Origin of the sequence: Nonlabens sp. (assembly GCF_051251825.1) — a bacterium.
Taxonomy (GTDB): Bacteria; Bacteroidota; Bacteroidia; order Flavobacteriales; family Flavobacteriaceae; genus Nonlabens.
Window position 1 is genome coordinate 319582 of the sequence record NZ_JBPOGG010000002.1, and the last position, 23143, is coordinate 342724.

General features: G+C 36.6%; 14 protein-coding genes. 7 read left to right on the forward strand and 7 right to left on the reverse strand.

All coding sequences use genetic code 11. The features are described from left to right. The first annotated feature begins 60 nt into the window (after window positions 1-60). The 4 genes from ACSHWW_RS03820 to ACSHWW_RS03835 are packed head-to-tail and all read left to right on the forward strand — an operon-like array spanning window position 61 to window position 6773. Window positions 61-678, forward strand: a complete 618-nt coding sequence (locus tag ACSHWW_RS03820; RefSeq protein ID WP_435681090.1) for a TetR/AcrR family transcriptional regulator — start codon at window positions 61-63, stop codon at window positions 676-678. Further along, window positions 679-2049 (forward strand): TolC family protein, encoded by a 1371-nt coding sequence (locus tag ACSHWW_RS03825; protein ID WP_435681091.1) that lies wholly within the window; start codon window positions 679-681, stop codon window positions 2047-2049. 24 nt (window positions 2050-2073) lie between these two features. Beyond that, entirely contained in the window at window positions 2074-3246 is a 1173-nt protein-coding gene (locus ACSHWW_RS03830) for an efflux RND transporter periplasmic adaptor subunit (RefSeq protein WP_435681092.1), read from the forward strand. A gap of 2 nt (window positions 3247-3248) precedes the next feature. Further along, window positions 3249-6773, forward strand: a complete 3525-nt coding sequence (locus ACSHWW_RS03835; protein ID WP_435681093.1) for an efflux RND transporter permease subunit — start codon at window positions 3249-3251, stop codon at window positions 6771-6773. A gap of 236 nt (window positions 6774-7009) precedes the next feature. Here the strand turns inward: ACSHWW_RS03835 and ACSHWW_RS03840 are convergent, their stop codons facing one another. The 4 genes from ACSHWW_RS03840 to ACSHWW_RS03855 all read right to left on the reverse strand — a co-directional run bounded on the left by ACSHWW_RS03840 (window position 7010) and on the right by ACSHWW_RS03855 (window position 14819). Next, on the reverse strand, window positions 7010-9256 hold the full coding sequence (locus tag ACSHWW_RS03840) for an inorganic phosphate transporter (protein WP_435681094.1): 2247 nt from the start codon (window positions 9254-9256) through the stop codon (window positions 7010-7012). Between the two features lie 81 nt (window positions 9257-9337). Beyond that, window positions 9338-10558 (reverse strand): porin, encoded by a 1221-nt coding sequence (locus ACSHWW_RS03845; RefSeq protein WP_435681095.1) that lies wholly within the window; start codon window positions 10556-10558, stop codon window positions 9338-9340. A gap of 293 nt (window positions 10559-10851) precedes the next feature. Continuing rightward, window positions 10852-11994: a hypothetical protein gene (locus ACSHWW_RS03850; RefSeq protein WP_435681096.1), complete on the reverse strand. Its 1143-nt coding sequence runs from the start codon at window positions 11992-11994 to the stop codon at window positions 10852-10854. Between the two features lie 89 nt (window positions 11995-12083). Continuing rightward, the gene (locus ACSHWW_RS03855; protein ID WP_435681097.1) at window positions 12084-14819 is read right to left on the reverse strand and encodes a TonB-dependent receptor domain-containing protein; all 2736 of its coding nucleotides are present in this window, start codon (window positions 14817-14819) and stop codon (window positions 12084-12086) included. 157 nt (window positions 14820-14976) lie between these two features. Between ACSHWW_RS03855 and dgt the strand changes: the two genes are divergently transcribed. Both dgt and ACSHWW_RS03865 read left to right on the forward strand, forming a co-directional pair. Beyond that, window positions 14977-16314: a dGTP triphosphohydrolase gene (gene dgt / locus ACSHWW_RS03860; RefSeq protein WP_435681098.1), complete on the forward strand. Its 1338-nt coding sequence runs from the start codon at window positions 14977-14979 to the stop codon at window positions 16312-16314. A gap of 34 nt (window positions 16315-16348) precedes the next feature. Further along, entirely contained in the window at window positions 16349-19195 is a 2847-nt protein-coding gene (locus ACSHWW_RS03865) for a T9SS type A sorting domain-containing protein (protein WP_435681099.1), read from the forward strand. Here ACSHWW_RS03865 and ACSHWW_RS03870 read toward each other — a convergent pair. Then, window positions 19185-21014 carry a 1-deoxy-D-xylulose-5-phosphate synthase gene (locus ACSHWW_RS03870; protein WP_435681100.1) on the reverse strand — a complete coding sequence of 610 codons (1830 nt, stop codon included), beginning with the start codon at window positions 21012-21014 and terminating at the stop codon, window positions 19185-19187. The genes ACSHWW_RS03865 and ACSHWW_RS03870 overlap by 11 nt on opposite strands. Before the next feature lie 54 nt (window positions 21015-21068). Next, window positions 21069-22013, reverse strand: coding sequence for an energy transducer TonB (locus tag ACSHWW_RS03875; protein ID WP_435681101.1), 945 nt, complete (start codon window positions 22011-22013; stop codon window positions 21069-21071). A 171-nt stretch (window positions 22014-22184) separates the two neighbouring features. Between ACSHWW_RS03875 and ACSHWW_RS03880 the strand changes: the two genes are divergently transcribed. Beyond that, window positions 22185-22634 carry a nucleoside deaminase gene (locus tag ACSHWW_RS03880; RefSeq protein ID WP_435681102.1) on the forward strand — a complete coding sequence of 150 codons (450 nt, stop codon included), beginning with the start codon at window positions 22185-22187 and terminating at the stop codon, window positions 22632-22634. A 3-nt stretch (window positions 22635-22637) separates the two neighbouring features. On the opposite strand, the gene ACSHWW_RS03885 is transcribed toward ACSHWW_RS03880, so the two are convergent. Then, on the reverse strand, window positions 22638-22868 hold the full coding sequence (locus ACSHWW_RS03885) for a hypothetical protein (protein ID WP_435681103.1): 231 nt from the start codon (window positions 22866-22868) through the stop codon (window positions 22638-22640). Between the last annotated feature and the right edge of the window lie 275 nt (window positions 22869-23143).

Here is a 23143-nt window from a genome sequence, read left to right on the forward strand (position 1 = left end):
TGGAAACTTAAAACGTTTTTAAAGTTTCCACTGCTTATATTTGCAGCCAATTATTAGATAATGAGTGAATTAAAACCCCAAATTCTTGACACTTCCATAGACCTGTTTCTTACACTAGGCTTTAAGAGTGTTACTATGGACGAGATTGCTGCAAAATTGGGTGTGAGTAAAAAAACACTGTACGCTCATTTTAAAAATAAAAGCCAGCTCGTAGAGGAATCATCTGTACACATTTGCAATCACATTTGTGGCGCCGTAGATGAAATTATGGATTCTAATACTGAAAACCCAATTGAGCAGCTTTACACTGTAAAGAAATTTGTGATGAAGCAGCTTAAAGGAGATGACACTTCTCCTATGTATCAATTGCATAAATACTATCCTGAGGTTCATAAGAAACTAACTGACATCCAGTTCTCCCACATGAATAATTGTATCAATCGCAATGTTTCTAAAGGAATTGAGCAAGGATTATACAGGGATAATATAGACGCAAACTTCATTTCACGCATTTATTTTATAGGTATTCAAGGGATTAAAAATCTGCAATTTTTCCCTACTGATCAGTTCCCAGTTCAATCTTTATTTGAGCAATACTTGGAATACCACCTGCGTGGAATTGTTACTCCAGCAGGCAGACAAATACTCAACCAAATCACTAATACAAATCACGATTAAATGCCCAGTAAATTTAAAATAGCACTGATTGTTTTTGGACTCGCTTTCGCGAAAGCGTATTCTCAAGAACCTACTTCATCCAGCTACAGCTTTACACTTGAACAAGCCATCGAGCACGGATTGGAACATAATTATCAAGCCATAAATGCCCAACGAGACATCGCAAAAGCATTAAAGCAAAAATGGGAAACCACAGCTGCTGGATTACCACAAATTAATGGTTCCATAGATTATCAAAACCAGTTGAAACAACCTATTACTCCATTACCAGGAGAAATAGTAGGTGGTGCTCCAGGAACTTTTGTACCGGTTGCATTTTCTCCTAAACAAAGCATGAATCTAACGGCAACTTTGAGCCAGCTCATCTTTGATGGTTCTTATTTAGTGGCACTTGAAGCTTCAAAAACTTTTCTAGACTTTTCTGAAAACGCAAATAATAAGACCAAACTTGAAGTGAGAAAAGGGATTATTAACGCTTATGGTGGTGTATTACTGACTGAAGAAAACATAGAAATCATCACAAAAAACCGTGATGCACTGGAAAAAAACCTCAATGAAGTGACAAAGATTTTTGAAAACGGACTTACCGAAGAGGAAGATGTTGAGCAACTGCAAATCACTTTATCACAATTAGATAACCAACTAAACGGTGCACTTAGACAGCGAGAAATAGCAATGGACATGTTGAAACTTGCTCTAGGTATAGAACTTGAAACTCCAGTAACTTTAAATGATGACCTTGAATCTCTTGCTTTGAGCAACATAGACCCATCTGTTACTGATGATTCTATAGAGGTAGAAGGAACCGTGGATTATCAAATTGCTTACAACTTCACCCAGCAGCGCCGTCTGGAGCATAAATTGGAACTTGCAAAAGGATTGCCTACTATCAGTGGTTTTGTGAATTATGGAACACAGACCTTTGATGATAATTTTGTGTTTTCTAATAATAACCAGCAGTGGTTCCAGCAATCTATTGCCGGTGTGAGTGTGAACATTCCTATCTTTAGTTCTATGGGAAAAAGAGCTGCTCAAGCGCGTACTAAAATCGCTTGGGATCAAGCCGAAACTGATTTACAACGCACTAGCGAAGAAATACGCCTTAACTACCAAAGTGCTCTTAATAATTATCAAACTGCCATAGATAATTATATGACTAGTAAAGATAACCTAGCACTTGCTGAGCGTATAGAGAATAAGAATAATATCAAGTTTAGAGAAGGAATAGCAACCAGCTTTGACCTAAGACAAGCGCAAACGCAGCTTTACAGCACTCAAGCAGAGTTACTCAATAGCATGTATCAAGTTATTACTGAAAAAGCTTCTCTTGAAACCATATTAAATACACCCAATTATACTACCCAAAAATAAATCAACCTACAGAATCTACCGAACATGAAAAAAATATTAATCATACTTACAGCAGCATTTATCGTCTCTTGTGGTGGCAAAGAGCCTACCATAGATGAAATCATTGCTACCGGAGACACTAAAGCTATAGCTCTTAAAAAAACAGAGTTGCTTAATGCAAAGAAAGAACTCGAGAATGAAATTAAATCTATAGAAAAGTACTTAGATAAAAACAGCGTAAAAAAAGATGGCGCTCTAGTTAGTATAGAGACAATCAATGATACTGTTTATAACCACTTTATAGAATTACAAGGTAGTGTGAGTACTAAACAGAACATCACCTTAATGCCTGAAGTTCCTGGTATTCTTACAAACGTTTATGTTAAGGAAGGACAGCGTGTTTCAAAAGGACAACGACTTGCCCGTATAGATGATGGAGGAATGGCACAAAACATTGAACAAATGAAGGTTCAATCTCAGCTTGCCAAAACGACTTTTGAAAGACAGAAAAGACTATGGGATCAAAACATAGGATCTGAAATTCAATACTTGCAAGCTAAAGCTAATTATGAATCTCAAGAGAGCGCTATCAGATCCATGCAACAGCAACTAGGGAAAACTGTTATTACAGCTCCTTTCTCCGGTGTTATAGATGATGTGATGATTGAGCAAGGTAACACGGTGAGTCCTGGGATGTCACAAATCTTAAGAATAGTAAATCTTAATGATATGTACATTGAGGTAGAAGTTCCTGAAAATTATATCAGCTCTGTTACTAAAGGAACAGATGTAGAAGTGGATTTTCCAGTTTTAGGAGAAAAAGTAACAAGTAAAGTAAGACAGACTAGTGCTTTTATAAATCCTTCAAACAGATCATTTAAAATTGAAATTCCAGTTGATAATAAAAAGGGAACTATCAAACCTAATCTTACCGCACGTTTAAAAATCAACGATTATACAAATAAAGAAGCATTATTGATACCGCTTGCTGTGATAAGTGAAAATCAAAATGGTGACCAGTATGTTATGGTAGCTGCAGACTTGAAAGACGGAAACGATTTCAAAACTGCAATTGCAAAACGTAGAGTTATTAAAACTGGGAAAACCAGTGAAAACATGATTGAGATAACTAGCGGTCTTGAAAAAGGTGATAACATTATCATAGAAGGAGCTCGTAGTGTTAAAGAAGACCAACAAGTAAGAATTAAAAAAGCCTAACGATGGGAAAGAAAAGTGAAAAAGAGTTTGGATTTTCCTCATGGGCAATTAACAACTCCACCGTTATATGGATCCTAATAGCACTGGTACTCGTTCTAGGAGTTCAGGGCTATTTTGCAATGCCACGTGAAGATTTTCCCGAGGTAAAAGAAACAAAAATTTACATCTCAAGTGTTTATCCCGGTAACACTGCAGAGGATATCGAGCGACTCATTACAGATCCGCTGGAGGATCGATTGAAAAATATCTCTGGTGTAGCAAAGGTTCTTTCTACTTCACAGGAAGATTACTCTATAATTACTGTAGAATTTGATGAAGGTTCTATTCTAGGATCGAGTATTACCGTAGAAGCTGCAAAGCAAAGCGTGAAGGATGAGATTGATGTAGAAACTTCAAATGAAGACTGGCCTACATTTAATGGAGCTAAGATTGAGCCCAATGTATTTGACCTGAAAATGAGTGAAGAGGTTCCTATCATGAACATCAATTTGCGTGGTGATTATACGGTACGAGAACTCAAAGAATTTGCAGAATATTTACAAGACGAGATTGAAGGTCTTCAAGAAATTAAAGAAGCCAGTATAAGAGGTGCCCAAGAATTAGAAGTTGAAATTGCTGTAGACATTTATAAAATGACTGCGGCTACCGTGAGTTTTGATAATGTGATTAACGCAGTGCGTGGAGGAAATGCCACCATGAGTGCAGGTAACATTAAGACCGAAAACCAGCGTCGTACTATAAGAATACTCGGAGAAATTACTGATCCTGATCAATTAGAACGATTTGTTGTAAAAAATGAAACAGGTCCAATCTATCTTAAGGACATCGCTGAGGTTAATTTTAAGGAAGAAGATAAAACGACTTTTGCCAGAGAATCTGGAGATGCCGTTGTGATGATAGATGTAAAAAAATCATCTGGTAAAAACATGATTACTGCCTCTGAGAGTATCAGAGAAATAGTAGCTGCTTCTCAAGAAAATGGAAAAATCCCTGATAACGTTGAAATCACTATTACAAATGATGGTTCCAGCCGCACGCTTAATCAAGTTGATGATCTTGTGAATAACATCATTTTTGGGGTTATACTGGTTGTAACTGTATTAATGTTTTTCTTAGGATTTAGAAACGCACTATTTGTAGGGTTTGCGATTCCTATGTCTATGTTGATGAGTTTTATTATTCTCAACTTCTTAGGATACACCTTAAACACGATGATTCTGTTTGCCATGATTATGGGATTAGGAATGCTGGTGGACAACGGTATTGTGGTGGTAGAGAACGTATACCGTTTAATGGATGAAGAAGGAATGTCTCGTATAAAAGCTGCAAAAATAGGAATAGGTGAAATAGCAGTACCTATTATTATTTCTACCTTAACTACAGTAGCTGCCTTTGTACCTATAGGTTTATGGCCAGGAGTTATGGGAGAATTTATGAAGTATTTCCCTATCACATTATCTGTAGTGTTAGGAAGTTCATTAATCGTTGCGATTTTCTTTAATTCTATGCTCGTTTCTAAATATATGAGTATTGATGAGAAACGCATTCCGCTTAAAAACTTAGTTATTATCACCATTGTAATGGGTGGAATAGGTTTATTAATCATGCTTTTAGGTGGTGCAATGAGAGGTTTAGGAACGGTAATGGTAGTTACGGTTATCCTATTATGGCTTTATAAATATGTAGTGAAAGGTGCCACATTATTTTTCCAGCGTAGAATATTGAAATGGCTGGATAATATGTATGAGCGATTCTTAAGATTTGCGTTAAGAGGTAAGAAACCATATTTCTTTTCGGCGGGAATGGTATTTATGTTTTTTGGAGTATTGGCTCTTTATTTTGGATGGTCTGTAGGATCTGGACGTACTGAAATTCAATTCTTTCCTGAAAATAAGCCTAATCAAATTATAGTTTATATAGAATATCCACAAGGAACTTCTATTAGAAAAACAAATGAAACTACTAAGGACATAGAAACTATAGTTTATGATGTCATTAATGAGGAAATGTACTTAGACAGCGATGATAAAAATGTACTTGTGGAAAGTACCGTTTCCCAAGTAGGAGAAGGCGCAGGAAATCCACAAACAGATGGAGGAAGCGCTGCCGAGATGCCTAATAAAGGGAAAATTACCGCATCCATGCGCGAGTTCAAATATCGTAATGGTACAGATAGTGAAGAATTGCGTAAAAAAGTTCAAGAGGCTGTTCAAGGAAAGTTTCCAGGAATTGCTATAAGCGTTGAAAAAGATGCTGCAGGACCACCAGCAGGATATCCTATTAACGTTGAACTTCAAGGTGATGATTATGACGAGTTAATTGTTACTGCAGAGCGTATGGTAAAATTCTTAAATGAGAAGAATATCGCTCCTGTTGATGAATTAAAAATCGATGTTAATAAGAGTAAACCTGCTCTACAAGTAAAAGTAGATCGTGAGAAAGCTGGAGAACTAGGTATAAGCGCAAGTCAAGTAGGAATGCAATTGCGCCGTTCTATCTTTGGAGAGAAAGCTGGTGTTTATAAAGAAAACGGAGAAGACTATGACATCTACGTGCGATTTAATGAAGAGAATCGCTATGACCGCAGTTCTTTGTTTAACCAGCGCATTACTTATAGAGACATGGCGACTGGTAGGGTTTTAGAGATTCCTGTAAGCGCAGTTACTACTCAAGAAAACGTATCAGGATTTAGTTCTATTAAACACAAGAATAATAAGCGTGTAGTTACCGTTTATAGCGCCCTAAAACCTGGCTATGCAGACGCTGGTGCGGCCGTAGCACAAATTCAAAATGAGATGCTCGATTTTGAAGGTTTATCAGATAATATTAAAATAGATTACACAGGACAGCTTGAAGAACAGAACAAGCAACAAGCCTTCTTAATGACGGCTCTTATGGTAGGTCTAGCATTAATCTTCTTTATTTTGATTTTCCAGTTTGGAGGTATTTCAAAACCTACGATCATTATGATCTCTATTTTCCTAAGTTTTATAGGTGTATTCCTAGGACTTATGTTTACAGGATGGCCGTTTGTAATTATGATGACCATGATGGGAATTATCTCGCTTGCTGGTATTGTGGTTAATAATAGTGTGGTACTTATCGATTATGTAGATATTTTAAAACTGCGCCGCAGGGAAGAATTAGGAATAGATAATGATAAACACCTCATCAGTAAAGAAGATTCATTTAACGCGATTGTTCAAGCTGGAAAAGCTCGTTTGCGACCAGTGTTGCTTACAGCGATTACTACGGTTCTAGGATTGATACCGTTAGCTATAGGATTTAACATTGATTTCTTCAGTTTATTTAGTGAATTTGACCCTAAGATTTATATGGGTGGAGATAACGTGATTTTCTGGGGACCACTAGCATGGACTGTAATCTTTGGATTGCTCTTTGCGACGTTCTTAACGCTTATCATTGTACCTATTCTACTATATATGGTACATCGCGTTAAGCTGAGATTACAAGCTTGGAAAAACCCAGATACTTCTGATGTAAATAAGCAATCTAAGGCAGCTTAAAAAGGCCTTTACTAAAATATCTAAAAGTCCTAATCAGTTATATGATTAGGACTTTTTATATGCTCATAAATGCCCTATTCAGGTTTATTTGACTTTGTGTATCACGCTTTCGCGAAAGCTAACTCAAACACTACATTAATAGATTTAAAGCTATTGAGTACGTCTCATGAACTTCAACCAACGAAAAAATCCCATCTTAAATAAGATGGGATTTTAATACAGTTAATTATGGAACCTTATTCTTTTTTATAACTAGAATAATACTCTTCCATTAAGTTCATAATACTAGTCACTAGATCTTTAGTTTCTAATAATATGTTGAAGTATAGAGTTGTATTCTTTGGGCTAGATTCCTCAGTTCTTGTGCGCTCTATTTGAGTATGAATCTTAGTAGATAAAAGTCCTAATAACTCTTCTTTTCTAGAAAGCACATAGCTTATACGCTCAAACTTTTTACTATTAAACACTTCTTCAATTTCAATAAGTAGTGCGCTTAAAGATTGATCAACTTCTTTCAAATCTTTAATTTGACTGTATCTCAATTTCTTATGCTCATTGTTGATGTGCTTGTAACTTTTCTTTGAAATAAACTCAAGTGACTGAGCAACATCAGTTAAATAGGCTAGAATGGTGATGTAAAAATTACTTCCACGTACACTAGTTTCATCAAGGTTTTTGATAAAGTAGAAGATATTATCTCTTAACTCTTCAATTTCCTGCTCTAATTTATCAACTCCTTTTTTACTCTTTTTGAGAGATTTTTTATTTTCAGTTGCTAGTCCGTTTAATACCTCAGTATAGATTTTATTTGATCTAGAAACTACGTTTGAAATATTATCAGCACTTTCTAGGATTATTCCTTGTACCGTGCTGCTTTCATGTTTCTTAAGACTTTTAGGATCAATACTAGTCGTACTTTTCTTTTTGTGAGATAGATAATTTCTCACTAAAAGGATAGCAGTTAGCAATAATAGAATAGGAATCATTACTTCTTTATTCCAGTGGATTAAGAAAGCTACTGTTCCTGCTGCTATCAATGCTGCAAATGCTGTAAAGAACCATCCACCTATAACGTTAAGTACACCAGCGACGCGGTAAACTGCGCTTTCTCTTCCCCAAGCTCTATCTGCAAGAGAAGCACCCATCGCAACCATAAAGGTTACATAAGTAGTGGAAAGTGGTAACTTCATAGTAGTCGCAATGGAAATCAAAACACCAGCCACCATTAAGTTTACAGAGGCGCGGATCATGTCAAATGCTGGAGCATCTGGATTTTGAGATAAGGTTACTGCTTCATCAGTAGGTTTCTCAAAACTAGCGTTTATCTTAGCTTGTGTACTTTCAGGAATAATTACACTAACGGCATTTGATAACCAGGTAGTACCTTTAACTATTCCACGAGATAACATATTAGGTTCAAACTTTTCACGACCTTCACCTTGACGAGACAAGCTAATTTCGGTCTCAGCCACTGTTTTAGCTTTCTTAGAGAACCATAAAGTAACTACCATAATTCCACCAGCGATAAACAATAAGTAAGGTTGCGCAGGCATTTTAGCATCTAAAACTTCCATAGTAAATAAAGCAGGATCTATTCCCGAACCTGACCATGCTTCATAAGAATGGTAAGCTGCCATAGGAACACCTATAAAGTTCACTAAATCATTACCTGAAAAGGCAAGTGCTAGACCAAAAGTTCCTACACCAATGACTACTAGAAGGATACTCTTTTTTGTGATTTTTTGAAAAAGGTAAGATAACAATGTGAAAAGCACAAAACCTCCTAAAATGATAAGGATTTCATTACCTTCTATAACACCTTTCATGTCTTTGTAATAAGGAGTTCCTTTAAGTCCTTTCATGAAAATGAAATACAAAATTGCTGTTAATGCAACTCCACCAAATAGTGCTCCAAAATTCTTAATCTTCTTCTCATACTGAAAAGTAAATATCAATCTAGAAATCCATTGTACTAGTGCTCCTACACTAAAAGCTATAAATACAGAAAGGAAAATTCCAGTTATTATTTCAATCGCTTTTTTAGTATTGATATATTGCCCTAGGTCAGCTATCGTTTGAGAGTCTGACGCACTAATCTTAATAAGTGACATTACAATTGCAGCTCCAAATAAGTTGAAAACAATGGACACTGTAGTTGAAGTAGGTAAACCTAGTGTGTTAAAAAAGTCTAGTAATAAGATGTCAGTTATCATTACAGCCATAAAAATGACCATAATCTCTTCAAAACTGAACTGGCTAGGCACAAAAATACCTTTACGAGCGACTTCCATTAAACCACTAGAATATACCGCGCCCACAAAAATACCTAGACTGGCAACAATCATGATTGTTTTTACAGGTAACGCTTTTGAACCTATTGCAGAGTTCAAGAAGTTAATCGCATCATTACTTACACCTACTACGATATCTAGTACCGCTAGTATAGTAAGAGCAACTAACATTAATAAGTAAATATTATCCATGGGTTTTATAATTTAACTGGCGCAAAGGTCTGTAATAAGTTGACCTTACTTGTTACCAAATTGTTATGAATTTAATTATTTTTAAAAATGTAAATCAAAGCCTAGTCTGAACATGATGTTATCGTCATTTCCATCTAAACTAGTGTAACTCAAGTCAGACTGCACTTTAAGTTTATGACCTACAATATACTTAGAAACACCCAAAGTATATTGATTTTCACTTGCTCTGCTTGTTACACTATCAAAGTTTGTTGAAGTATAACGACCTACTACTTCATAATTACTTTTAAATAAATAACCAGCTTGCATGTTAAATGCGTTTCCTACTTGTACAATTATAGCATCTCCATCTTCATCAACTGCGGCAATTCCGTTTGATTCTACAGCAATAGGTTGAGAAGCATCACGGTTTGCATATTCAGTCATTATAGAAAGACCTTTATATTTAAACATCGCATCTACAAAAAGTGTGGTGATGTCTGTTTCATATAAGGAACCATCACTCAATATCATATAGCTACCTAAATTACTTCTGGTTTTTACAGCGTCTTGATTATAGTCATATGTAGCTCCTACCATTAATTTAGGAGTAGGTTCTCTTTTTAAATCTGCTTGAGTGTAATCACCTTTAGACTTGAATTCTCCAAATGGTAACATTTCTAAACGTGCAGTATATTGTAAACCACCTTCATTACCTTGAGTAACGTTTCTACCTTCACCTTGAGAAATTGAAATCTTTTCTCTTGTCATAAACTTATCGGTAATGTAAGTGTGGTGACGTAGTTGAGCTCCTACATCACGGTCTATATTAAATCTACTATTTAATAGAGATCGATTTATTAATTGGAGATTACCTGAAGACACGACACGTTCTAAGTTTCCAGGAAGTTTAGTTTGCCCTACCCAAAGTTCAAAGTTCTCATGGAAATTCCACATAATAACGGCATCCAAGATATACCGTGGAGTATTTCTTGTAAATGCGCTACCACCTGATATATCTCGATTTGAAAGACCTAACTCGATTTTATATCTAAGTTTTGGCGAATAAGCAAAACCATCAAATTTTAAACGCGCTCTACGTATTAAAAAATTATGTTCAACAGTTCCATATTGATCTCCATCATGATCCCATGAAGAGATGGACCTAAATTGAATACGTGGTGCAAACTTTACACTCCAGGTACTGTCTTTGGCAACGACATTAATCATTCCTTTACCAAATGAATTTTTAGTTACATCCTGTGCAAGTGATATTTGTGATAAACATATAATAGCAAGACAAACTATGAACCGATTTTTCATTTTATTTTGATTTTTGACGCTGCAAAGAACTTTATATTTTACGGTTCCAATGTTTCCTTAACATTAAGCTTTTAAAATATTGTTTTAAACATTTGATTATCAGGTATTTAATTTTATGATTTTAAGCGTTATTTTTTATAAAACGAAGTATTTGGTCCAATTTTTGAGAAAATCCTACTTTTTTATGCATATTTAGCTTGTTATGAGTACGCTTTCGCGAAAGCGTAAACTAAATTCACAAAAAAAGGCCACTCAATCGAGTGGCCTTTAAAAATTTATAACTTTTCTATGTACTAGAAAGCGTATCCAGTCCAAGAGAATGCTGCCTCATTTGCTCCAGTATTAGTAGCAGTAACATTAACGGTAGCACCAGGAGCATTTTTTATATCAGTACCATCTGCAGTTCCACCAGCGGTTGCATCAATAGATGTTGTAGCCGTTGCAGTTCCTTTTGAATCTTCTAAATCGATAAAATCAGACGCTGTTGCAGTTCCTGTGGTAGTTGCTAAAGCATTTGTAATAGTAGCCGTTGCACCGCGACGTACTTTTATTAAGTCTGAAAAGTCAACCGTGTTTGCCTCGTGGCGTATTGTTAACCCATTAATAGTAAAATCAGATTGATTCAAGTCAGTAGGAGAGTTTCCGTCTAGGTTACCATCTGCCTCGATTCCTCTTGGGTCAGAAGTTACAGCGTTATAACCGTTTTCTCTTATTCCATAAAGGTTAGTACAAGTTCCTCTATATCCTTGTGTGAAATCAAACATATCATCTTTTGCATTTAATACAAATATGTTACTAGCGTTTACTGATCCACCGAAGAACTCGATTCCATCATCATCCCCATTTGCAATCCAAATGTTTGAAAGAGTTGTTCCAGAACCTACACCATTTAAGGTAAGTCCATTATGCTCAGCCTCACCATCGATACGTGCACCTGTATATTCTATGATTACATATTGCATAGAACCTGAGCTGTCAGCATCATCAGTTCCACCAAAAAGTAAACTTGCATTCACCTCAGTTCCTGCTTCATTTCCTGTTGCTGCTTGCCCAGAGATAAGCGCTTTACCATTTAAGATAATTCCGCCCCATGCAGCTGGAGATTGTTGTGAACTTGTAAATTTAATAGGTGCAGCGGCAGTACCATTTGCAATTAATTTTCCGCCTGTTTCAACTAGTAAGTAAACTGATGTTCCACCAGCTTGAGCAGTAATAGTCGTTCCAGCTTCAATAGTTAATGTCGTTCCACTTTTTACAAATAATGGTCCATTAAGTACATAAGGATTCCCAGCTGTAAGTGTCGTGTTTTCTGCAAGGTTACCAGATAACATAAAGTTATCTTGAACTCCACCACCTACGATTTGTACATCATCAGTTTCACAAGATGTGAATACCATTGCTGCAACAGCTAAAAATAAAAGAGATAATTTTTTCATGATTTTTTAATTTATTGAGTTTCTGTTTTGGTTGTGACAAATTAACAGCCAAAAGAATTATTTGATGTTAAGCGAACTTTACCAAAGCATTAAAACTTGTAGCTGTATCCTAAGCTAATGTCAACTCCACGTTTATACTCGCTTAACACAACGTTACCTAATCCTCCATTTCCTTCACGTTCTAGGCGGTACTCTGGGTTTAATAAGTTTCTAGCTTTAAGTGATAGTTTACTATTTTCAGTAAGTCCTATAGAGCCCACAAAGTCAAGTGTAGGCACTCCTATTTCATTTATGTTTTCAAATCCTCTAGTTCCTACTGAGTAAACTCGTTCTGAGAAGTAACTAAATACTAAAGCTGTATTTATACTACTCTTATTGATATAAGTATTATAGTTCAAATCAAAGTTTACTAAAAATGGTGCAGCACCTTGTAATTGACTTGTCGCATTTGTAAACTGCGCTAACGGATTCACTTGATCTTGTTCACTATGAATGTATGAAGCATTAAGTCCCATAGCTAGTTTATTACTGCGGTTCACATCATATCCTGCTTCTGGTAATTCTTTTTCAAATAAGTTTTTGCGTAGTTCAAATTCTACTCCTAGAACCGTTGCCTGATCACCTACATTAAGATAAGTAAGTGTGTTTCCACCACTAGGGATTTCAGTACGAGCGATAGGATTATCTATAATCTTATAAAATCCTGTTACAGAAAGTAATTCTCCTTTGGCTGGATAATATTCATAGGCAAGATCAAAGTTAGAAACTTTAGAAATTTGCAAGTTTCTATTTCCTTGAGTAGCGGTTCCACCTGGATTATCATATCTAAACGGTGCTGTTTCTTTAAATCGAGGCATGATATAAGACTGACTACCGGCAAGTCTAAAAATATTTTTATCGTTTGCTGTGTACTTAAATCCTAAACTAGGTAAGAATAGATTTTCATTAATTTCTGCTATACCTTCATTGGCGCTACTGGCTATGTTAGTATCATACTCAACTTCTTGAGATACATTCTCATATCTCAAGCCTGCATTCATCAATAATTTATCTGTAAATCCTTTTACATAATTTCCTTGCCCTGCAAAAATTACTTTATCTCCTATATAATAGAATGGATTAAAAGCTTGTGGATTAATAGCACTACCACGACCGGTTTCAAGTCTGAAATTACCATTATTAATATTAGGCTGATTAAATACCTCATCTGGATTATCAATATCCACTGCAATACGAGTATTAAAGGTGTGGTTAAAAATAGTCGCTTGAAAAACGTGATGCGTCCATCTCACATCTCCACCTGCAGTAAAATAATTCAAACGATCATCTTCCTCGTTAGTATTTAAATCATACTTAAGATTCACATTTGCATTGTAGTCATTCTCCTGAATTTTACTGAAATATCTCTGGTTATTTCCACCAGAATCTATGTTAGGAGAATAAAAACCATCTCTCAATAAATATTCAAAGTTTCTACGATCTGGCTCGCTACCTCTCAATGCATTAAAAGAACCTTTTACATCCAGTTCTAAGCGATCAGAGAACTCATAATGAGTTAATAATTGATTTACAAACAGGTTGTTATCATTAGTTTGCTGTCTATTTACATAAACTAAATCGCCGTCTTGCTCAGGATTATTAAATCCATTATAATCCTCAAAACTCTGTGTGTTTTTATGGATATACATAGAGATCCATTCAATTTTATTCTTACCAAAACGGTAATCCACATTAAATTGTCCTATTTGAGAAGTCTCATATTGATACTTTTGAAAATCTTGATCAAGAAATATATTTCCTGTACTTCCAGTATTACGTATCGTACCGTCTACAAATCTGTAGCCATTGTCAAAAGTCAATAGCCCATAAACGTTTAAATAATTATCTCCTATATCAAATCTCTTACCGCCGTTTATAGAAAGTCCTAGATTGATAAGGTTGTTTTGATTAGTCGCTGCAAGTTTATTATCAAAACCATAAACATTTAAATTATTTACTGGCAACTCTGCATCACTGAAACCTAAAAAACTCTCACCATCTATTCCCTTAAAATCTTCACCTAGTGTTTGCATATTTGCTCCAGTAGAAACACTTACACCTAGTGCTTTTTTACCGGTAAGACCTTTTAAATCTATATTGATATTTGCTCCAGCTACATCACCACCTATCTCAGAAGTAAATACTTTATTAATGTCTACAGACTCTATTAAATCAGTACCAAAAAAGTCCAAAGCAATATTCTTATACTCTGGATCTTCAGACGGTAATGGAAGACCATTAAGAGAAGTAGAATTATATCGATCACCTAGTCCACGTACAAATACATTTTTAACACCAGCCTGTTTAGAAACTCCACTTACTTTAGTAACGGCACCTTCTGCATCACTCACTCCTTTTTGAGAAAGTTCTTCTGCACCTATCGATTGAACGATGGTAACTGCTTTTTTCTTTTCCTCAATTAATGCTGCAGCACTTTCACGAGTTTTGGTAACACTTAAAACAATTGCTTCAAGAGCAGCAGCCTCAGCCACCATAGGAATTTCAATTGTTGTGGTATTTCCAGCGGTAACGGTAACTGGAATCTCCACCGTTTGCATTCCCACAAATGTTACAATAATAGTATGTGTTCCTGGAGCAATAGAAATAGTAAACTTACCATCCATATCAGACTGCGCACCTTTAGTCGTTCCTTTTACTTGGATAGAGGCAAACGCCACTGGTTCGTCATTATAATCTTTATCTATAATCGTACCTGATATAGTTCCGTTTTGCGCTGACGTTAAAGCAGTTACAAAGAATAATAGAATAATTAAAATCTTGTTCATTATAGGTTGTTTATAAAATGCAAAGAAACAATGCAAAGGTTCTCTAAATGGTTACGTGAATATTAAGAGTCTGCAATCTGTTTGTTAAGAAATCGTAAAGTCTGGTTCTTCTATTTAATCACAAAGCATTCTTATCTTGCAACCATAAATGACTGCTATGAATTGGGAAAACTTACTTTCTTTAAAACGCCATGGTGATGTGGCACCTAGACCACGAGATTTACAAGATGAACTACGTTTAGGTTTTGAAGTAGATTATGATCGTATTATTTTTTCGCAGCATTTCCGCAGTTTGCAGGATAAGACTCAGGTGATTCCACTGAGTCAAACTGGATTTGTACACACTCGATTGACACACAGCCTTGAAGTCTCTGTAGTGGGAAGATCTTTAGGTCGCATGGCAGGACAGCGCATACTTGAAAAACATCCAGAATTAGTAGCTTCTGGTTATAAAATGCAGGATTTTGGTGCGATTGTCGCAGCAGCATCCCTAGCACACGATATTGGTAATCCACCATTTGGACACAGTGGAGAAAAAGCAATAGGCAGCTATTTTACAAGTGGTAGAGGAAAAGGTTTTATGGATTCGCTTTCGCGAAAGCAGCAACAAGATCTCATAGATTATGAAGGAAATGCAAACGGTTACCGACTTCTCAATCTAGATTCTCCAGGAACTCCTGGTGGATTGCGACTTTCTTATGCAACTCTAGGTGCATTCACAAAATACCCTAAAGAATCACTGCCTTTAAAACCGACAGATCATATCTCGCAGAAGAAATTTGGCGTTTTTCAGGCCGATGTAGATCATTTTAAAGACGTAGCAAAGGAACTAGGAATTAAAAACGCCGACTCCAGTATGGAACCATACATGCGTCATCCACTTACTTACCTCGTTGAAGCTGCAGATGATATATGTTACACGATAATTGATTTTGAAGACGGAATTAACTTAGGCTGGATTGCCGAGGATTTTGCACTGGAATATCTCATCAATTTAGTGCGCAAAAACATAAAATCTGAGGTGTATTCACAGCTCACTACAACCTCAGAGCGATTGACTTATTTAAGATCGCTTGCCATCAATAATCTTATCACAGATTGTGTAGATGTGTTCATGAATAATGAAGATGCTATACTCAATGGAACTTTCAAACATTCCTTAACAGATAAGTCTCAGTTCAAACCGCAAATAGATGATATTCTTGCCATTACAGTAGATAAAGTTTATCGCAATGACGAGGTGATTCAAAAAGAAATCGCTGGATATAAAATCCTTACCGACATTTTACATGCGGTGATTACGGCAACCGTTAACGATCTAGAAGAAAATAAATCTGCTTATGATAAGTTGATTTTAAACGCTTGTATAGGTCTACAACGCGATACAGACTCTCTATATGAACGCATGCTCAACGCCTGTGGCTATGTGGCTTCATTAACTGATAGTCGTGCATTGCAACTCTTCAGTGTAATTAACGGCTCTATCAAACAATAGGGTTTTTGTACCTTTATTACTTTAAAAATTTATTATGAAAAATCTGGTTTGCATTCCTCTAGTAGCAATCTCATTCATAGTTCTCACTATAACGAGTTGTTCTAACAACACTGAAAATTCAAATACAAGTGATGATGTTAAGATAAAAAGAGAGCTGCATGAGCAATTTCTAGCCAGTAGTCCTTATCAAGAAACTAAAAATCTCTCAAAGGAAAAACGTAAAAAGCTAGGCATTCCGCCAAATGCTTACAACGAACGTGAATGGGAATTAACCATGAATCCAGCCTTGGGAATACCTACGCCATTTCTAGTAGAAGGAACAGCTCCACAATTATATACTACAAATGGAGCACCAGGAAACGCAACTACCCCATGGACAGAACGTGGACCATTAAATACTGGAGGAAGAACAAGAGTTGTGTTTTTTGATCCTAATGATGTAGGAGCAAATAATGGTGATGGCGTAGATTACAATCGTGTATTTGCCGGTGGTGTAGGTGGTGGATTATGGGTAAATAATGATATTACAAGTGCATCTTCATCATGGAATATAGTTCCTGGAATTGCTGGCGATTTAAGTGTGAACTCTTATGCTATCGACCCTAATAATCCTTTAAATATATACATAGGAACTGGTGAACAATATGCTCAAGGCGCTGCCATAGGAAATGGCGTCTATCAATCTACAGATGGAGGAACAACTTGGAACAATGTGAATATCCAAGCGGCTGGACCTGGAACTGTAAGTGGTGGTGGCTCCTTATTTAAATCTGGGATTTTTAATGTGAACGACATGATTATAAGAGATGTCAATGGAGTGAGCGAGATTTACGTAGGAGTAGGTTCTATTTTTTACGCAGCACCTAATGGAAATATAAGCAACCCATCTAACGTGTTAGGTGCGCAAAGTGCAGGTTTATATCGCAGCATAGATAATGGCGCGACCTGGAATCGAATTGAAAACCCTACAATGGCTTACAATTTTTCGGGACTCACATTTTATGTAACTCCTAATGACCTTGAAATCACAGCAGATAATACCTTGCTTATGGGAACCATATCTGCTCCTGGAATAGGTCAAGGTGGTGGACGTATCTATTCCAGTACTGACGGAACCTCATGGGCACTTTCTCAATTTATAGCTTCCAGCGATCGTATAGAACTAGCAACCTCAACCACAAATGCTAATTTAGTTTATGCCGCAGTCGAGGCAGCATCTGGTGCAGATTTGTATGTTTCAAATGATAAGATGACAACCATAACAGCTATTAATGAACCTAATGACGCAGATAACGGAATTCCAGCAACTGACTTCACTCGTGGTCAAGCGTTTTATGACCTTGTTATTGAAGTAGATCCTTCAAACGATCAAATTATTTATGCAGGTGGAATCGATCTTCATCGATCTTTTAACGGTGGAACTAATTGGTCTCAAATTTCAAAATGGTCAGAAAACCCAAATCTAAACGGTCTAAACGTTCCATTTGTTCATGCAGATGTGCATGCTCTTACTTTTAAACCAAATAATCCAGACCAAGCGCTTATAGGATCTGATGGTGGAGTTTCTTATGCTACATCGCTTAACGCTGCCGTATCAAATTCTAATTCAATAGTAACTAGAAACAATGGATATAACGTTACTCAATTCTATTACGGTGACATAGCAGATACTGATACCGCTGACGGCGATGATTTTGCAGGTGGAACTCAAGATAACGGTTCTCAAATGACTAATGACGCACCAGCAAATGGACTTGCTACATTTTTTGACCCGATCGGTGGTGATGGTGGCTATGCAAACATAGACAAAGATGGAAATTATGCTGTTCTATCAGTAACAGGTCAAACACACCTTTATGTAGATTATCCTGTGCCACCTGGTAGTGATATCAATTTCCTTTTTGCAACTGGAAGAATTTATTTGATTGCACAAGGAAATGGCGGTGACTTCATAAATGTAGCAGAGCTCGATGAAAATCTAGATGTGTTTTTTGCAAACGGTTCTACTTTTAATGGAAGTAATGGAATTTTAGTTTGTGGATTAGGACCAAACGCCGCAAACTGTAATACAATTTCAAACACGCTTATTAATGGTTCACGACCTACTGCGATGAAAGTATCACCTTATACAACTAGCTCCTCAAAATTATACCTAGGAACCGTCAATTCAAGGTTGATAAGAGTTGATAATGCTAACACGTCAACTCCTACATGGACAGAGATAACAGGATCACAGTTTTTAGGTTCTGTGTCAGATATCGAATTTGGTGCAACAGAGCAGGAAATTCTCGTAACCATGCATAATTATGGTGTTGATAGCGTTTGGTATTCTACTGACGGTGGAGCAACTTGGAGTAGCAAAGAAGGGAATCTTCCAGATATCCCAGTTAAGGCGATTCTTAAAAATCCATTATTAACAGAAGAAGTAATCATAGGAACTGAAGAAGGAATCTATGTAACTGGCAACTTTAACAGTGCTAGCCCTACATGGACGCAAACTAATAATGGAATGACTAGTGTTAAAGTAGTAGATCTCGATTTGAGATCAAGTGATAACACTATTCTAGCAACCACTCACGGTCGTGGCATGTTCACTGGCCTGTTCAACACACTTGGATTTGAAGAATCACAAGTAGCTCAAGGTGAAGTCAAATTGTATCCTACTGTGAATAATGGGACTATAAACCTCGTTTCAGATATGGAGTTGAATGATGCTCAGGTTTCTATTTATAATTTGAGTGGTCAGGAAATTTTCAGTTCCACCATGAGTTTATCAAGTCAAGAACAAAACATCACTTTAAACAATCCAGCAAGCGGTATTTACATAGTAAATATCCAAGCAGGAACTTATAGTCAGAGTTTAAAAATGATTATTGAGTAGATAAACTTTTTATCAATTTCAATACGGTCTCACGGTCTATTCCTGCTAGTTGATGCAGGTCTGCGGTGGGACCATGTTGTATAAAAGAGTCTGGGATTCCTAGTTTGTAGATGTTGTTTTTATACGCTTTCGTACCGCAACTAGTGCGGCATAAACTTTCATTTATTTCGCTTTCGCGAAAGCGAAAATCATTACAAGCGTAATCAATCACCACACTACCCAAACCACCGATTATAGTCCCATCTTCAATAGTAATGATGTGCTGGTGTTGCTCAAAAATAGCATCAAGCATTTGAGTATCAAAAGGTTTCAAGAAACGCATATCTACATGAGTAATGTCGAGATTTTCATCGCTAACTAAGTCGTCCACCATCGCACCAATGGATCCAATGGATAGAATTGCAATTTTAGAACCGTCGTGAATTACACGTGCTTTACCTATTTCTAGTTGTTGAAAAGGTTGTTTCCAGTTTAAAATACGACCACGACCACGCGGATATCTAATCGCAATAGGCATTTCCAAACCTAGTTGCGCCGTAAACATCATGTTACGTAATTCTATGGCATCCATAGGTGCAGCAATAATCATGTCTGGAATGCAATTCAAGTAAGCGAGATCAAAATTGCCATGATGTGTCGCTCCATCTTGACCTACAAGTCCTGCTCGATCGAGACAAAATATGACGGGAAGTTTTTGCAAGGCTACATCATGAATGACTTGATCATAAGCACGCTGTAAAAAAGTGGAGTAAATATTACAAAACGGAATCAGTCCTTGAGTTGCCATTCCTGCCGCAAGAGTTACTGCATGTTGCTCTGCAATCCCTACGTCAAAGGCCCTTTCAGGTAACGCATCCATCATTATTTTCATAGAACTACCGGTAGGCATAGCTGGTGTGATTCCTATGATGTTCTCGTTTTGTTGTGCAAGTTCCACAATCGTATGACCAAAAACCTCTTGAAATTTAGGTGGTAACAAACTTGTGTCTGATGGTGTTAAATCTCCTGTAGTTTTATCAAATTTACCAGGCGCGTGGTAACGCACTTGATCTATTTCGGCTTGTTTAAGACCTTTCCCTTTTGTGGTTCTCACATGTAATAGTCGCGGACCTTTTAGAGTTTTTTGTCTTTTTAATTCTTGAAGCAACAAATGTAAATCGTGACCATCTATAGGACCTGAATAATCAAAGTTCCAAGACTCAAATATATTATCGCGTCCTGTTTCTTTACCCGATTTAGTTCTAGTGAGATAATCTTTTAAAGCTCCTACGGCTGGATCTATTCCTATTGCATTATCGTTGAGGATCACCAATAAGTCTGCACCGCTTACTCCAGCATGATTCAATGCTTCAAACGCCATACCGCTGGCAATACTCGCATCACCTACCACTGCGATGTGTTTTCTATCGATTCCTTTGAGCTGACTCGCCATTGCCATTCCTAAAGCCGCACTTATAGAAGTCGAGCTATGACCTACACCAAAGGTATCATATTCACTTTCATCTCTTTTAGGAAATCCTGAGATACCATTCAAGTCTCTATTGGTATGGAAAACGTCTCGCCTACCCGTTAAGATTTTGTGCCCATATGCTTGATGACCTACGTCCCATACCAGCAAATCGTCTGGTGTGTTGAATACATAATGTAATGCAATGGTCAACTCAATAACTCCTAGACTTGCACCTAGATGTCCTTCTTTAGTAGCTACAATCTCAATGATAAAATTGCGCAATTCTTGAGCGATTTGCGCTAACTCATTTTCACCTAGACCTTTTAAGTCGGCAGGTGAGTTGATTTGAGAAAGTAGTGTTTGAGACATGGCTCAAAGGTAATTCTTATGAATTTGAATTTGAACTCGAATTTGAAATTTGAATCATTCTGGTGATTCAAAAATGATAGGTAAATAATAAATAACCGAAGTCACCTCTCCGTTTTGTTGTCCTGGTTTCAAAACTGGCAATAAACTTAAAACTCTTATTGTTTCTTTTTTTAATAGTTCCTGTGGAGCTTTTACTTTAATGTCAACTATTTTTCCAGTTTTATCAATGGTAAACTGGGTGATTATCCTTTGTTTTCCTTTAAGTTTTGGAGAGACGTTAATGTCAAAATTATCATCAAAATGGTTTTTTATCTTATTTTGAAAACTCTTTTTTAGCTCTTCTTCTGTTAAACCAACTTGAGTATCTGGGAACTGAGGAACTTTCTCAACGATAGTAAATGGAACTTCTGGAATCTCTGGAACATCCCAGCCCATTCCACCTTGAACCTCAATAATTTCTCCTACTATAGGTGGTGGAGGCGGCGGAACAGGTAATTTTCCAACTATAGGAATTAAGTCTTCTTCTTGTTCTTGATGAGTGGAATCTATTGCCGATTTACATGAATTAGGATCCATAGGTGGTGCATGTAATCCTCCAAGCATGGGAATATCATCAAACGATTGTCCTAGAGAATCAACAACCTCAACCTGATCAATCTTTACTTTATTACCATAATCATCTTTACAGCTCATCAAACTTGTTCCCATCACCACTAATAACGCGAGTAAAAAGCATCTATATCCTAACCTATGCGTATTGAGTACTTCTACAGGCACTTTAACATGAATTAAATCCAGTTGTGATTTTTTTACATGACCACAAAGTTTTTTCCCTTGATTCATCAATAAAAAGTCCTTTATCTCATAGTCGCTCATTACCGTAAAGTCAATAACCGTTTTATCACAAGAACTACAGTGTCTTCCTTTATCGCTAGGCGTCATAAGATTCCAGTCTTCGTGGCAAGGTTCTGGAATGCGCAATGAATAGTACTTTTCCATAATAGATGATTTAAGACTTTCTTAACATCAAGTTTCTTGCCATAAACAAGGACAGATTTGTTAATCGAATCGCTTCCTTCCCTGACCCTAAAGAGAAGAAGCTTGCTCAATTAGATGCAAAAAAATCAAGTTCAAGTTCAAGTTCGAGTTCAAATTCTCTACTTTTATAAAATGATAGAACCCTACGACCACGAGTATTTTATGAAAAAAGCGTTGCAAGAAGCACGAACAGCAATGGATCGTGGTGAGATTCCCGTAGGTGCTGTGATTGTTACGCAAAACCGTATTATTGCTAAAGGTCACAACCTTACTGAAACACTTACTGATGTAACAGCTCATGCAGAGATGCAAGCCATTACCGCTGGAGCAAGTTTTATAGGCGGAAAATATTTAAAAGACTGTACTATTTATATCACACTGGAACCTTGCCAAATGTGTGCTGGTGCATTGTATTGGTCACAAATCTCAAACATCGTTTATGGAGCAAGTGATGTGCATAGAGGTTATTTAAAAATGGGTACGCAATTGCACCCTAAAACAAAAGTCGTTTCAGGAATTCTAGAAGAAGAATGTAGTGCTATTATAAATGAGTTTTTTGCCAGAAAAAGAAGTCTGAACTAGAGCTTATTCTTCCTCATCATCCTTCAACGCATCGGGATTCCAGATGAAGGATTTTAATTTCTTGTCTTTATAGCGCACGATTAAAAATGCAGGAATAAGAATAAAAAACAAAGTTACTACAGCACAACCTATCGTTTTTTGAGCAAGCGCATAATCACCACCATTATACAGGTTATAAAAACCTATAATTAAAGTGATAATGACTGCTATTAATAAAACGGAAATTATTCTCATTATATGTATTTGTATTCACTAATCTCCTTCGACAAGCTCAGGATGACATTTAATTTTATAAAAAAGTCTCCCTTTGAAGACTATCGAGATTAAATTATAATTTAATTGAAGATACCGAGCGTAGCTCTTTAGAGGGATGTCCGCCATCTTCAAAAACGACAACCGCATTTAGAGAGCTAAGTCGAAACCTTTTCCCCAACCACTTCGACAAGCTCAGTGCAGCGCCTAAAGGGTGAGGTTTCTAATATCTCAATATTCAGTATTCCTTAATCGTT